This window comes from Photorhabdus sp. S10-54 (assembly GCF_963878145.1).
GTDB classification, from domain to species: Bacteria; Pseudomonadota; Gammaproteobacteria; order Enterobacterales; family Enterobacteriaceae; genus Photorhabdus; species Photorhabdus kayaii.
On record NZ_CAWNXG010000005.1, the window covers coordinates 108,539 to 122,646 of the forward strand.

Genomic DNA, 14,108 nt, shown 5'->3' on the forward strand with positions numbered 1-14,108 from the left:
GGTTACGGTGTTACATTTTGCGAAAATTGCAGGATGATAAATTCAGCCGGACGGACCGCTGCCATGCCAACTTTGACGATCATTTTGCCTTGCTTAATATCAGTGTCGGACATGGTGACACCTTGACCAATCTGGACAAAATAGGCTTCCTGCGGGCTATTACCGGCCAGCGCTCCTTGTTGCCAGAGTTGATGCAGATAGTTATCAATGGCTGACCGAACGCGTTCCCAAGTAGGTTGGCTATTGGGTTCAAAAACGGCAAATCGCATGGCTTGCTTGATATCCCGTTCTGCCGCATTAAATAAACGCCGAACCGGAATGTAGCGCCAGTTGTCATCATCTTGCAGAGTACGAGCGCCCCAGACGACAAATCCTTTGTTACTGAAATAACGGATAGCATTGATGCCTTTTTGATTTATGGTGCTTTGTTCATTGTCGCTGAGCCGATCCGCTACATCACTAATTCCGCTGAGAACAACATTCGCCGGTGCTTTCCAGACGCCGCGGCTGGCGTCAGTGGCGCAATAGACACCAGCCATGACTGCACTGGCAGGAATGAGGTTTTTGTTCTCTGCAATTTTTTGTTCTATTACCTTGGTAACTTGTGTATGGAGTTTTGGGTTTTGCTTTTTGAGTTCTGCCAGATGGGTAACTTTTTCATCCCGATAACCTTCAACTGCAATGGTACTCTTTTCCACCTGAATAAGTTGTGAGACTTTAACCGCAGGATAATAAGTTGCGGTTTGTGATTGCAGGCTAACATTGAGTGCGGTTTCTTTATCCTGATTATCAGCGATAAGAAAATATCCTGCCTTTAATAAAGGGGTCAGGCTGCCATATATTGCACTCTGATAAGAAGAATCCCGTTCAGGGCAGACGATCAAGGTAATTTCTAAAGCTTGCTCAATTAATTCAGGAATTAATGCCAGAGTAGTATCTTTGGTATCAGCAATTGGCAGGATATAGCAGGGACCGCCACCATTTTGGCAATAAAGTTTTAAAGCATCACTGCTTGTTGTGTAGGTGACGGCAGTTATATTGTAAGAATCACTGTTATTTTTATCGTCTGTATCAAGCGTACTCTTTTGGGTGGCAAAAGTTTCTACATTGCTTTTGGCTTTTGTATTGTTTTCGGTTTCTGCATCGTCCTTGGTTTTTACATTATTTTCAGTTTCTACATTGTCCTTATCTTTTGTATTATTTTCGGTTTTTTCATTACCTTCGTTTTTCTCAGGAACGGAAGGGGCTGGTGGCGGAGTAGGTTCAGTTAATTTGATTGCTACCGACCTAATACAACCCACATGAAACTGGTTAGTAAAATCTAACCAGCTACTCACGCGTGTTATTTGTGGTGTTGCGCTGATTTTTTTCGGTGAGAAACGGCCAATAAAAACCGGGATTGCCGTATTCCCTTGGCTAACGGAGAGAGCCAGTGATGCATCTTCTTCAATATAGACGCCAGGATAAGTTGGTGTTGTTGGCATGTTGCCTCCGATTATTGAGCGATATTCTGCGTAAATTGCAAGATAATAAATTCGGCTGGACGAACTGCCGCCAGACCCACTTTGACAATCATTTTGCCCTGCTTGATATCGTCATCGGTCATGGTGAGACCTTTACCGATCTGGACGAAGTAAGCCTGTTCGGCTTTGTTACCCATTAAGCCGCCTTGCTGCCACAGGGCATAGAGATAGTTATCGATAGCGCGGTGAACCGCTTTCCAGGTGGGTTGGCTGTTGGGTTCAAATACCATAGCACTCATGGCATTTTTAATATTTTTCTCTGCACTGTTAAACAGACGGCGAACCGGGATATAACGCCAGTTATCGTTGTCCTCAAGTGTACGAGCCCCCCAAACCAGCGTGCCGCTCTTAGGAAAGGTACGGATCATATTCAGTGCCCTGCCTTGGTTATATTTCGTTTGCAGGTCGTCGGTTACCGGGTATTTAGGTTGTAATCCTCCTTGAATAGGAACGTTAGCAGGCGCTTTCCAGACCCCTCGGCTGTTATCGACACTGGCATAAATACCGGCCATCACTGCACTGGGCGGAATATCAATGGCGGCTTTATTTTCTCCCCATTCAGCGGTTAGCCAAGGGTAGTAAACTGCGCCATAAGCGGTAGGAGAATAAAGTTTGAGGACTTTTTCTGGTTCTTTTATGTCAGTATCATTTTGTGGGCCATCAAAAATGGCAAATAATCCTTTGCCCGGCTGGCAAAGTGTACTTACTGCATCTTTAATTTCTTCGCCGGCGGCAACCAGTAATGTCACATCGTCGAGTTTTGGCACTTGTGTTTCTAAGTCTTTAGTTTTGACGAGATAGCAATATCCACCACTGTTAATAAAATAAGCACGCAGTGAAACGTCAAGGATATTCTTGGGATTAAATGGTTCGCCTTTTAATGTTAAATAGTTCATCCAACTACTAACACGAATATAGAGTTTATCTGATATTGATGAACCGTTGTTTGCAACAGCAAAGACCGGCACTGCTGTTGCACTGGAACGAATGGAGAGTGCGGGTGAAGCGTCCTCTTCAATATAAACGCCGGGATATGTTGGTACCGTTGGCATGTAGCCTCCAATTATTATGCAATATTCTGAGTAAACCGCTTTATAAATGCGCTTTAAGCTGCTTGAATGGTGACTCGATCTGCGGTCAGGCTAATTTCCTGAACAGCAACTTCGTTGCTGGTGGCATCAAAAGCAGGAGCGGTTAATGAAGTTGGGAAAGCATTTGCCACGCTCCAGGTCATTAAAATTTCAGTACCAGCTTCGTTAGTCAGGCTAATTGAAATATCTTTTTTCTCGACCCGATTAAGTTGAATAGAATTAAGCCAATCAAAAAGTTTAGTATCACCGGAGAAGACACCTTTACGCAGGGTAATATTGATCGCCTGACGTTGGCCGGGCATTTTATAATAATTGCCTGTGCCGTCTTTATATTCGATGACGTCATGAGAAATATCGAGCCCGGAAACGCTGTTAAAGGGGACTTTTTCATCACCGATTGAGACAATGAAGCGGTAAGTAGGGATAGGATATTCAACAGCGATTTGTTCTGGAGTTGTAGACATAATTTTTTCCTTATTGGTTATTTACGTTTAAAAGATAAACAAAGTGTTATTGCTTTATTTTGATTAACACTGAGGTTTTGACTAGCACTGAGCTATGGGTATAGCTACCGCAGCAACCTGACATATAGGTTATTATTTATACTGAAAAAATTTACTTAGCGATTATTTAGTTCGCATTTAATAAAGCGGCATGATTATAAGTAATGAATCTTTAGAGGGAATATTAATTAATAATGAAGGCTAATTATTAATTGGTATGGTAGAGGTTAACCATTTTAGGTATTTGTGCTGTTTTATTTGGTTTTAGGGGTAGAGAAATTATGAATGGAGAATTATTTTCTGTTTCATCGATTAATTTATGATCAAAAAATCGATAGGTAAGTATGATTATACAAATCGCTATAGGAGAAAATAATCTTGGTGGTATAAGAGGAAAAGTATCTCTTCCGATTAGAGAAGAAAAAGATAGTCTTATTGCAGTGCTAATAAAATGGATTTTTTACGGTAGTAATAAATAGATAAAATGAAATCATGTTTGAAGTTAGATTGTTTCTTTAGGGCGACAGATAATACGTCTATTATAGTTTGAAATTTGAAATCAATATTAATTATGTTCAGTAATTGGTACTTTTTTGATTACTTATTGATTATGAGATTTAGTAGTAATTCGATTTAATCGATTTTCTACGAAGTTCAGTAAATAGTTAAAATTGATATTTGTTCATTAAGACAATAATTGGTTTATTATAAAATTATAATTTTTTTTATAAACCGTGATTTTGTTTCCGCAAACAACTCACCTAATCGCGTTCCCCATGCTCTTAAGGTGTCATTTTGCTCCCTATAAATAAGAACAAAAATGCCGATTTTGAATATCGGCATTTTTCTGTGAAAAAGAAGATTAATTTAATGCTTTAACGCTTCAATTTTATCCCGGCTCAGTCCGGTACTGGTGACAATAATATCCAGGCTAACGCCATGCCGTAATAAGGCTTGAGCCGTTTCCACTTTACCTTTCTCTCGGCCTAGTTCAATACCTTCCTCCCGGCCTAGTCCAATACCTTCCTCTCGGCCTAGTTCAATACCTTCCTCTCGGCCTTGCTCAATACCTCGCTCAAGCCCTTTTTGTTCAAGCTGTTCTGCAATAGTCATCAACATCGTTTCATGCTCCGGAGATTGTTCAATCAATTGATGGACAAATTGGGAGAGATCCAGCGTATGTCCATTCAGTAAAATATAGCGTAACACCACATTGCGCTGCTCGGCTGTATTATACCCTGCATTCAAGAGTTCCACCAATTGGGGGACCCATTCCAGCATATCCCGACATCGGATGTGTTTTTGCACCAGCTCCATCAGGGCAACGCCTTTATGTGTCAGGATTTCTTCATCGCTGAGCACACTGACGTCCACTAACGGAAACGCCTGACGGTATAAGCGAGCAGCTTGTTCAGGGAGCGTAAAACAATCCAGCCACCGGTTTGAGTAAGGATAAGGACGAACCTCACCATGATAAAACAGCAGAGGCGCCACCAAAGGGAGTTCAGTATGGCCTTTTTTCAGGTGAGCCGCCATGGCTGACATGGCGTAATACATCAACCGCCAGGCCATCAATGGGTCAGGAGTGGACTGATGTTCAATCAGACAATAGATATAGCCTTGTCCTCGAACTGTTTTAACCGAGTACAGCACATCACTGTGCAGTTGACGTAAATGCCGGTCCACAAAACTGCCGGGTTCCAGTTTTAATGTGGCTAAATCACACAACGACTGGACCTCTTCGGGCAGATAAAGGGATAAAAATTCCCTGGCCGTTTCGGGCTGCGTTAAAAAATGCTTGAATAATGCATCATGGTGAGGCCGTTTTTCTTTCTTTGCCACAATCTGTTTCTCTGTCTTATCAGTTAGTCATTACCACTCATTGTCAAGGTATAGTATTTCTACCAAGTTACAAAAAACATTGTTTCAGATTTCCTCAGGCAAATCTTTACCGAATACATTAATATAAAAGCCTAAAGAATAAAATACTATATACCCGTCATCTTTCAAGTTGCCTCTTTGTTGGCTGCACTCACTCACCCCGGTCACATAGTTACCTATGCTCCCGGGGATTCGCTCCCTTGCCGTCGCGATGCATCTTGAAATCCATTGGGTATAAAATAAAAAACGAGAAAATATTATATTTACAACAACTACTCAATGAAAGTTATTTATTTAAGTAAGTTTTTAACTTACGTTCGCATAATAATAACCATTTTATCAAAGCATCGATTACTTATATTTACGTTAATATTGGATGTTCAGAACGCAAAAATTTAACTGAATTCCCTTTAGATGATCTATTATTTTGAAATGTTACTTAGGAAGCAACAAAACCTTTGCTTCATTGAGCTTTCATTTTATCAATTTACTTCTGTACATTTTGCTGTTGCTGACTGGAATGATAACGTACTACAGTATTTGGTTTATTTGGACTGCTAATTCGTTTTGGTGGCTTGGTAATGAACACCGAGATTCCTTGTTTTTAAATAATATTATTATTGCGCGTTTTCCTATTGGTATCTTTAATGGCAGGTTCGGTTTTATTCTTAAAATGATGATTCCTCTGACATTAATTGCGAATCCTGCTGCTATGGCGTTAATTGGAAATGTTGGATGGGAATTAGGAATAATGTCGGTTTTCATTTCGCTTTTTTTCTTAACCCTATCATAAGCCAGAACGTCTCGATATTACGTCACAATCTCTTGTAAAACAGACCACGCGGTGGTTTGAAAGGTAAAACGCTTTATGGGATTATTTTTGAAAAAATGAGAACGTAAAAATGCTCTATCTTTTGTCAGTGAGTCTGTACACTATTATGCTATTCCTCAACAATAGGATTATTTGCTTTTTTTATTTCTTCTTTTATTGCCGGCAGCAATGCGAGCTTGTATCTCCTCTTGAGATAATGGTGTTTTAGCTGGTGATATTTGTGGCGTAATATCAAAAATATTCCTATCATCGAATTCAGGATGGTTAATAAATGGCAAATATCCGGCAGGAACAGTCAGATTGTATTTATTAACTACATCTCTTAATTCTCTGTTCGTTGGTACTCTATCTAAAATAACCATCAATCGTGATATTGCTAATTCTAGCTTATCTAATGGTGAAAGAGTGACTATTGTTACCTCATCTTTTCCACTTAAATGAGCATAATCATCTTTTTTACTTATTGAATAAAAAAATGAGTCGTCTGCCATTTTATTATATATTTCATTATTCTTCCTGGTGTCTCGATAGCTATCCAATCCTCTATAGTAAATTTGATTCAACTGAATAGCTAAAGCAACCTTACCTTTTGATAACAAGCTGGCTTGTTCGGAACTGTATGCGTTATACTCTCTCGCCTTTTCTTTATCTTTACTATCTGGTTCGGTTTTATTACTGCCAATATGAGCTCTATGATTTTTATCGAACTCTTGATAAGCATGTCCAAATGATTCCAATACTTTACTTATGTTATTTGCTCCTCTGGGCGCATTATTGACAAGTATGCTATTCAATATTGTATGTTCAGAAGTTAAATAGGGTCTCTTTCCGTCTTTTTTTGCTTTGTCGTAATAGCGTAGAATTTTATCTTCATTACTAAATAAACGGTCTGATTCATTTTGTCTATATCCATGTGCGCCAATATTATCTTTATTAAGTGTAAGGAAATCTTGGACGGTCATTTTTTTGCTATTTACTGCTGATGCACCAATTTCATTCATGATTTCTTTATTATCTGGTATATCTTCTTCATCGTGTTCAACAGTATTATTCGATTGAGATGGGCGTTTTTTTTGCTTTTCTTGTTTGCTATATTTTTTGACCATATTATCACCTGTCAATTTTTTTATGAAATATATTAGTAATTTATGTCGCCAAAACCCTTCGTGCCACATGCTCTTCTGTCAATCGTTGGGTTGAGTGGTTTACATTATATGGGCTGGAAGGGCTTAAAAGTTTACCGGTCTATTTACCGTGGTTGAATAAAATAGAATGGTTATAGTAATCACTATACGAGACAATAACTCTAAACTATTGCTGTCAATGTATATGTCAGTTGTTCAATTATGTTGATACCTTTTTGGAATCATTTTCATTGCAGAAAAAATTGGGGAGACAAAAAATATGTATAACACTATTATGAAACCTTATTTAATTATTCATTTCTGTTGTATGAGGAAAGTTTTAATACTTGTTTATTAATACTGTTAATTTTAATTTCTATTTTGTTTTTTGTCCTTACCATTGTATCTAAGGTTAATTTTTTCCTCATTATTTTAGAAGATAGCCCAGAAAGACCCATTGCATTGTCGCCATAGTTTTCACGCATAAATGCGACCGCATCAGAGTGGCTTTCATTGAGAACTTCACGAATACTATTGGTAAAATCTAATATGTGTCTGGTTTTATCATCACTCAATCCTTCTAATGCCCTATGGTGTGATATAGCCAGATCAGCAAGTTTATAAGCAGGGATTTTTATTGGTAGTAATTTTTTCATAATTTCTGATGTTAATAAACTTCCTGCGGTGACTTTTAGATTCTCTTTATTGAATGTCTTTTTTATTGCTTTAGTGATGGGGTTTTTATCGTAATTGTTGATATCGATTATCATGTTTCTTGTTTTAGGGTAAGGGTGAGCTACCTTCAGCTTTTTATTTAATTTTCCAATAGCTGTATCATTAAGGTAATTTAATCCTGTTCCGGCTAATGCGCCAATACCCGAGCCCGCTATAGTGCCGACACCTGGTGCTATAACACTTCCTATAGCGCCGCCAATAGCGCCGCCGGCTATACTGCTTCCGGTACTTAATAGTGTTTGTAGTGCAGTTGTCCCTATATTTTTAGCCACATTATTTCCAGCAGATTCAGGGGAGTCCATTGATTTTAAGGTCCAGTCTAATTGTGTTAAGTGACCTTTGACCACAACCATCCATTTGTAATATTCAGAAATGTTTTCTTTCCAGAATTCATAGTCCTGAATTTGATCTAAGCTAACAGAACTATTTCCCATTATGGTATCTAAATCCAACCCGATTTCTAACGGAGCACTGTCTATATCATCATTAATAGAATGATTTGACTGTATTGGCAGCTCTTTTGCTCTATTTTTAAGATGGTTTTTATTTTCACTGTGTTTATTTTTTGGCATATTATCACCTAATGGTTTTATGATAAGAAAAATATTGGTAATATTTATCTATAAGATTCATTCGATAAAATAAAAAATTGAATTTATTAATAAAATATTTTATATAGAATACCAATTAATAGATAGGAGATTGTTTGTCATCCTGTTGATGAAGAGAATAGTTAAAAAATAATTTTAAATTCCGATCAATTTTTCAGAATCCTCTTTTGAGATAATAATGTTTATCCCATTTACCCTAATAATAGCTTCTTGACTTTTTACCCATATGGAAAGGATATCTTTTATTTTAGGTAAATAAGTTGAATAGGTAATGCCCGAAACCTCAAGAATAATGTTTTTATTTTCATGACTATCATTATTGTCTGTGGCGGATTGAGTGATCAGATTCACTTTATTAAGGGCAAGGCGAGCATCTTCTGTACCGCCTAAGTCGGCACATAATTTATCTGTCAGGGCTTGATTTATTTGTGAACTGTCCAGGCTAGATTTTTGATCTACAGTAGCGGATATTTGGCTAATGGGTATGATACTATTTTCAATATTTTGCAGCTTCATTGGCACGGTAATAGAATAGAGTAAAGAGAGGCGCGGGCGATTACCCAGCGCTTGCCAAAAGTTACCCAGACTGTTTAAATTTTCCTGTTGTGGAATAACCCGAGTATATGCACCGGGAATACCAGTTAATTGGCGATTATTTATTAATGCATTTAAAACCCGTGTCATGATTTGTGCCGCCTGATTATCCGGTTGGCTATCTGGGCTAGAGCTATCACTTGAGGGTTTATTAGCATCCCAGTAAGTGATTAAATAGTTACAATTGATATTGACCCATCCCGGTAATAATGTGCTGGTTGTCGGGTTATAACGTCTTGCCTCAGCAGATCGTAATTGTAGATCTTCATGTATTTCATAAAGAAATACACTGACCGTCGGTTCTGATTGAATAGAATTAATTTCGGGTAGGTCAAAACGAATATCGATGTTATTCTCTTTAGTATTTAAATACAGGGATAAAATAGTATTTAATGCCTTGTTAATTTCAATAATAGCATTGTCGGAAGCAATTATTGTTGTCATATTATCTCCAATTTTATGAAATGGTTAAAATACCAATCTGCCAGTTTTGTTTAATTCAAGTATCACAGCCCGTTCTATATGTTCATTTTCAATTTTATCACAGTTATCATCTGCTGATAATATTGATGATAATAAGGCAATGTTTCTGATATTCGCTCCTGTTAGGTCAGTTCGTTTAGCCAGATGGTCAAAATTAATTTCGTCGGATAATTTAAGTTGTTTCGGCCAAATGATTTGCCACATTTTTTTACGTAATGTTTCGTCGGGATAAGTAAAACGGGTAATAAAGGTAAAACGGCGATTAAACGCGTTATCCAAATGGCTGCGATTATTGGTGGCTAAAATGACTAATCCCGGATAATCTTCTAATCGTTGTAACAGATAAGAAACTTCAATATTGGCATGTCTGTCTTGGGCATCTTTAGTTTCACTGCGCTTACCAAATAAGGCATCAGCTTCGTCAAAAAATAGCACCCCAGAATCGGCTTCGGCTAAATCGAAAATATGCGCGATATTCTTTTCCGTTTCGCCAATATATTTATTCACCACGGTAGAGAGATCGACTTTAATCAGATCGACACCAAGCTGTTCGGCAATCACTTCTGCGGCCATTGTTTTTCCGGTTCCTGATTCGCCGTAAAATAGTGCGCTAATACCGGTACCATAACCTATTTTTTCCTGAAAGCCGGTCGCCAGAATTTGGTCACGGTAATGAATGGCGGCGATAATTTCTTTTAATTGCTGCGCTAAGGCATCTGAAATCACTAAATCTTTAAAGCTGCGTTTGGGGGTGATTCGTTGGGCTAATTTGCCAAAATTCTGTTGAGCGCGGAAATTTAATGCTTTACGTAGATCGGTTTCTTCTAATTGGCCTGTTGGTTGCCGGAGTATTTGATATTGATATGCTTCTTTAATAATGAGTGGTAATGTTTCTGCTGTAAATGAAAAACGCTGACATAGCTGAGTCATATTGATTTTCTGAGTGATATTATCCGGTAAATTTGCTTGCAGCATGGTTTTTCTATCCGCCACAGTGAGTGCTGGCATATTAATTTGTACCATTGGTAGATGTTTAATCCACATTAATGAATCTTGTGGTTCTGCCAGACAAATTACGCGTAATTTAGGTTGATTGAGTAGGGTGGATAATTCGTTATGCCATATTTTCTTTTCTTGCGTCAATAAAGAGAAGCTGCGGATTAATAAACAAGCATCGTGTAGACGGACTTCCCGTATTGCATTTGCCAGCAAGTTAGCTATTTCAGTTGGGTTCTCGTCATCTGGCAGACGGGCTAAATCAAGAGTTAACGTATTGATATCATGAGAAGCCATAATATTGATTACTGCTAATTCTTTGGCACTGTCCTGTTTTCCTCTAAGTATTACCAGTGGAAGAATCTCGTTGGTTTCATTCAATAATATCTTTTCCAGTGAATCATAAAGAATTGGTGGGTACCAATTTTGCGAGGCAGGAATGCTCCAATAAGCACAAGTTGTTAGAGGAGGTAAAATAACCCGCTGGCCTGATAAAAAATGCCAGATAGCACTGTGGGTTAAAAATTGCGTTTGTAACCAGACCGATTCTTGGTAGTTATTGAGCTGTAATAGGTGGCTGTTAATTAACGGTGTTTGTGGTAACAAGCTGTTTTGCAGTAATTGCCAATCACTTTGGCGTTGGCTAAATAATTCAATTGCTAAAGCAAAACTAGGCCACTGTTTTTTACTATTGCCATTTAGAGCAGAAAATAGTGAATGATAACGACTGTCAAAATGGGGCAATAAACCTAACAACAAGGTATCACGTTCAAATTCAGTGAGTTCAAAACGTTCGACCAGGAGTGATATTGGATCAAAGGCAGGGGGTTCCTCGGTTGTTTCTGAGCAGTGAATAGTCTTATCTGCTTTAGGTAGCCAGTGAGGAACACCGAATGGTTCTGCCAGACGTTGTTCTATTTCATCTTCGGCAAGTAAAAAACTCTCCGGCAATGAATCGTATCTGTCTCTTTTCTGGTAATAATAGTGCTGCAATCGCAGGTCAATCCGTTCCAGATGGGAATAAAGCCAGCGGAATTCAGGGGTTATAGGTTGAAGTTCACCGTGATTATTTGTTAGCAGGTAATCCATATAAACCTTTTAAATGTTTTGCCAGTCAATCCTTAAAGGGCGATCTAGCCAGGAGAATTTGGCGATATTTAATGGCCACGGCCAATCGGTTAATAGTATGTCAAATGGTTGTTGTTGTATCGTAATATTGATTTCCTGTTCATTGATTCGCAATTCACCCGGACGTTGTAAGAATAATTGTCGAACGTCATTGCGGCTTAGTTTTTTCCAGGCAGGAAGTTGGGTGATAATAGCATCCAGCCATTGTGTGGTTATTAATTGTTTTTCTGGTTTAATAGAGATTGATTCACTATTTTCATCAGCCATTAACCCACATAGAACGTTATTCAGCATTTTTCGTTCTGTCGGTGTTTCTTCGTTTTCCCAAATCAGGTAATTAAGGAAATTGACGGCACTAAACTGGGCCTGGCGATGGATAAATTTTTTCTCCTTAAGTAGGTCAAACTGATTAAATAGTGTGGACAGCACCGGCCATAGAATTAATATACCGGCATTATTGACTTGGCACGGTTCAGGTAATAAAACGGTTTTGGCGTGTGGCAGGTTAATTGTTTGAAGCGGGTTATTGTTATTGACTCCTGTAATGAAAGTGTTATCTGGCGCAGATTCTGCGTCAGATCTGTTTTTATTTAATTTATTTTTATTTAATTTATTTGAAATGAAGTATTCTGATAAGTACGAGTATTCATTAACTGATAAATATTTTTTACAGAGTTGTGAAACAGGAATAGTTTGCCAAAGATGTTTTAACCAACTATTTAATGGAAGTGGGTGAGTGATAATTTGGTGAAATAATTCAATAATAGGTGTTGCATTGAGTTTACCGTTATTCAGTTCAGTTGTGATGCGTGATATGACTTTCACATCAAGTTTAGGTATTTCCTGTGTATTGTGTCGTTGCATGTATCCCAATGCATTGAGTATCAATTGCCCGGGAGAGATAAACTCCTCCCGGTATTGTGGTCTGTTTGCTCTTTCAGATAATCTGTAATTGATGGCGTTTAATAAAGTGGATTGTTTGATTGCCAAGAGTTGTTTTAGGCTCGGTTCAGATAAACAGCTTTTTGCCAATAATAATGCTAGCTTGCTCTTTATCTGAATTATTTGGTTAGTTAAATGTTTAATATCACTATTTTTACTATTTATTATTGCCTCCATTTTATCTAATGTCGAGTCTTTTTGATATAAAGTGTGAATAAATTCCTCTGCATTGATTGGGCTATAATCGCCAAATAAAATAGGGTTGTGGATAATTTCATTTGGTATAGGTTCATTCAAACTAATTTTTTCTTGATGATTTATTTGATATTGATTTAGCGCTTTATTTAAAGCCATATTAAGCTGGCGTGGAAACACTGAATTGAAGTTATGTAAGCTTATTTCACCAAGATCTAAAGTCAATGTTTCTAGATATATATCCTGATTAATAGGATGTTGAGTAAAGAATGTATTGAATAAGCTATTTATATTGGCTTGATTAAGTAGGGAGCTATGCAATACTGTTTTAGCCACCTGTTGATTGTTAGCTTCAATAGTAATGGCAATCCGATTTAACAGATTTAGCTCCTGAGTCATATTAGTCTCGCTTTTGTCATTAGTAAATGATAGATAATTTAAATCTGTCTGTGAGAAATGACGTTAAATCTTCATAATAAATGCCAGAATATAATAAGGGGGGATAATATTAGCACTCGCATCAACATCATGGGTGTGTTCATTACCATCACCAACATTAGAGGTGTAGAAGTAATAAGAATAATTGTCTGCTTCTACAAAAAGGCTTCTGCCTTTGTTTGTTATATAGCTTGTAAAATCGTAAGAATTAGGGTTATTGTCAAGTCGTCTGGGGGTCATAGTATCATAAGGTTGAGTTGCATCATATCTTGCTCCTTCTCGGCTAAAGTAACCCGTTCCTCCTATATGATTATGTTCTGGTATTTGATCCAGGGACAGTTTTGTACCTTTTATGGTGATTGTAAGTTCTTTATTAGTAGTACTTATTTTAAATTGCTTATTACTAGCAAAAAGACCAGAAGCTTTTTTTCCATTATTTTTATTAATATCGGAAACTTTACCGCCTAAAATAAACCGATCGATTAAATCTGGTGTGTCATTCTTACCATCACACAGCGCCCAACCATCAGGAATATCACTACCAGAAAACATCACAATTATCCCTTTGGGGAGTACATTATTGGAATCAATACTGACACCGCTTGAATCAACAATGATTCCGCTACCTGCTTTGACTGAAACACCATTATTATCAACGTTAATCCCATCGTAAGGTTTAATTGCTAACGCTTTTTTATCAAAATGCAGTCCGCCAGTTGAATTAACAACTGTCTGTAAAGTTCCATTATCCGTCAAACTTAAACCATCACCAGGTTCTCCTGATTGTCCGGGGGCTTGCCCGGTTGCTTTGCGGCCAATGTCAGCAATATCAATCAGGTCAGAATAATCGGTTTGTAGGGGAATACTGCCTTCTTTAAAACGGCTTTTTAGATCATTTGTTGAAGGACCGGTTGATTTAATATTAGCATTTTCTAAATTGTTTTCTGAATTAGATGGGTTATCTTTATTTGCCATTTTATCACCTTGTATATAATATCAAATAATTCTATTTTTCTTGATTTCTCATTCGCA

General features: G+C 37.7%; 12 protein-coding genes and 1 pseudogene. 3 read left to right on the plus strand and 10 right to left on the minus strand.

The genetic code is table 11. The features are described from left to right. Window positions 1-2 precede the first annotated feature (2 nt). From AACQ83_RS04520 to AACQ83_RS04530, 3 genes are read right to left on the minus strand one after another with little or no spacing between them, the layout of a single operon-like run. Window positions 3-1,484, minus strand: a complete 1,482-nt coding sequence (locus AACQ83_RS04520; protein WP_112876575.1) for a phage tail sheath family protein — start codon at window positions 1,482-1,484, stop codon at window positions 3-5. 11 nt (window positions 1,485-1,495) lie between these two features. Next, the gene (locus AACQ83_RS04525) at window positions 1,496-2,575 is read right to left on the minus strand and encodes a phage tail sheath family protein (RefSeq protein WP_112876574.1); all 1,080 of its coding nucleotides are present in this window, start codon (window positions 2,573-2,575) and stop codon (window positions 1,496-1,498) included. Between the two features lie 53 nt (window positions 2,576-2,628). Further along, window positions 2,629-3,078, minus strand: a complete 450-nt coding sequence (locus tag AACQ83_RS04530; RefSeq protein ID WP_112876573.1) for a phage tail protein — start codon at window positions 3,076-3,078, stop codon at window positions 2,629-2,631. A gap of 383 nt (window positions 3,079-3,461) precedes the next feature. Between AACQ83_RS04530 and AACQ83_RS04535 the strand changes: the two genes are divergently transcribed. Beyond that, window positions 3,462-3,596, plus strand: coding sequence for a hypothetical protein (locus AACQ83_RS04535; protein WP_255566867.1), 135 nt, complete (start codon window positions 3,462-3,464; stop codon window positions 3,594-3,596). A 388-nt stretch (window positions 3,597-3,984) separates the two neighbouring features. Here AACQ83_RS04535 and AACQ83_RS04540 read toward each other — a convergent pair whose 3' ends face one another. After that, on the minus strand, window positions 3,985-4,959 hold the full coding sequence (locus tag AACQ83_RS04540; RefSeq protein WP_112876572.1) for an Rpn family recombination-promoting nuclease/putative transposase: 975 nt from the start codon (window positions 4,957-4,959) through the stop codon (window positions 3,985-3,987). A gap of 505 nt (window positions 4,960-5,464) precedes the next feature. On the opposite strand from AACQ83_RS04540, the gene AACQ83_RS04545 reads away from it, so the two are divergent. Further along, the gene (locus tag AACQ83_RS04545) at window positions 5,465-5,791 is read left to right on the plus strand and encodes an ABC-2 family transporter protein (RefSeq protein ID WP_255566880.1); all 327 of its coding nucleotides are present in this window, start codon (window positions 5,465-5,467) and stop codon (window positions 5,789-5,791) included. A gap of 167 nt (window positions 5,792-5,958) precedes the next feature. Here the strand turns inward: AACQ83_RS04545 and AACQ83_RS04550 are convergent, their stop codons facing one another. After that, a complete protein-coding gene (locus AACQ83_RS04550; protein ID WP_112876571.1) occupies window positions 5,959-6,936 on the minus strand; it encodes a hypothetical protein in 978 nt (325 codons plus the stop codon). Window positions 6,937-6,971: 35 nt separating this feature from the next. On the opposite strand from AACQ83_RS04550, the pseudogene AACQ83_RS24535 reads away from it, so the two are divergent. Further along, window positions 6,972-7,085: pseudogene (locus AACQ83_RS24535) on the plus strand (IS630 family transposase); the annotation flags it as partial. A 180-nt stretch (window positions 7,086-7,265) separates the two neighbouring features. Here the strand turns inward: AACQ83_RS24535 and AACQ83_RS04560 are convergent. The 5 genes from AACQ83_RS04560 to AACQ83_RS04580 all read right to left on the minus strand — a co-directional run bounded on the left by AACQ83_RS04560 (window position 7,266) and on the right by AACQ83_RS04580 (window position 14,051). Further along, window positions 7,266-8,261 carry a hypothetical protein gene (locus AACQ83_RS04560; RefSeq protein ID WP_112876570.1) on the minus strand — a complete coding sequence of 332 codons (996 nt, stop codon included), beginning with the start codon at window positions 8,259-8,261 and terminating at the stop codon, window positions 7,266-7,268. Between the two features lie 174 nt (window positions 8,262-8,435). After that, on the minus strand, window positions 8,436-9,338 hold the full coding sequence (locus AACQ83_RS04565; RefSeq protein WP_112876569.1) for a DUF4255 domain-containing protein: 903 nt from the start codon (window positions 9,336-9,338) through the stop codon (window positions 8,436-8,438). A gap of 24 nt (window positions 9,339-9,362) precedes the next feature. After that, window positions 9,363-11,462 carry an ATP-binding protein gene (locus AACQ83_RS04570; protein WP_112876568.1) on the minus strand — a complete coding sequence of 700 codons (2,100 nt, stop codon included), beginning with the start codon at window positions 11,460-11,462 and terminating at the stop codon, window positions 9,363-9,365. Window positions 11,463-11,471: 9 nt separating this feature from the next. After that, window positions 11,472-13,037: a contractile injection system tape measure protein gene (locus AACQ83_RS04575; protein WP_112876567.1), complete on the minus strand. Its 1,566-nt coding sequence runs from the start codon at window positions 13,035-13,037 to the stop codon at window positions 11,472-11,474. A 63-nt stretch (window positions 13,038-13,100) separates the two neighbouring features. Continuing rightward, window positions 13,101-14,051 carry a phage tail protein gene (locus tag AACQ83_RS04580; protein WP_112876566.1) on the minus strand — a complete coding sequence of 317 codons (951 nt, stop codon included), beginning with the start codon at window positions 14,049-14,051 and terminating at the stop codon, window positions 13,101-13,103. Window positions 14,052-14,108 lie beyond the last annotated feature (57 nt).

Coding starts and splice junctions, on each gene's coding strand:
- AACQ83_RS04520 (WP_112876575.1), bottom strand. CDS start 1,484: ATGCCAACAACACCAACTTATCCTGGCGTCTATATTGAAGAAGATGCA.
- AACQ83_RS04525 (WP_112876574.1), bottom strand. CDS start 2,575: ATGCCAACGGTACCAACATATCCCGGCGTTTATATTGAAGAGGACGCT.
- AACQ83_RS04530 (WP_112876573.1), bottom strand. CDS start 3,078: ATGTCTACAACTCCAGAACAAATCGCTGTTGAATATCCTATCCCTACT.
- AACQ83_RS04535 (WP_255566867.1), top strand. CDS start 3,462: ATGATTATACAAATCGCTATAGGAGAAAATAATCTTGGTGGTATAAGA.
- AACQ83_RS04550 (WP_112876571.1), bottom strand. CDS start 6,936: ATGGTCAAAAAATATAGCAAACAAGAAAAGCAAAAAAAACGCCCATCT.
- AACQ83_RS04560 (WP_112876570.1), bottom strand. CDS start 8,261: ATGCCAAAAAATAAACACAGTGAAAATAAAAACCATCTTAAAAATAGA.
- AACQ83_RS04565 (WP_112876569.1), bottom strand. CDS start 9,338: ATGACAACAATAATTGCTTCCGACAATGCTATTATTGAAATTAACAAG.
- AACQ83_RS04570 (WP_112876568.1), bottom strand. CDS start 11,462: ATGGATTACCTGCTAACAAATAATCACGGTGAACTTCAACCTATAACC.
- AACQ83_RS04575 (WP_112876567.1), bottom strand. CDS start 13,037: ATGACTCAGGAGCTAAATCTGTTAAATCGGATTGCCATTACTATTGAA.
- AACQ83_RS04580 (WP_112876566.1), bottom strand. CDS start 14,051: ATGGCAAATAAAGATAACCCATCTAATTCAGAAAACAATTTAGAAAAT.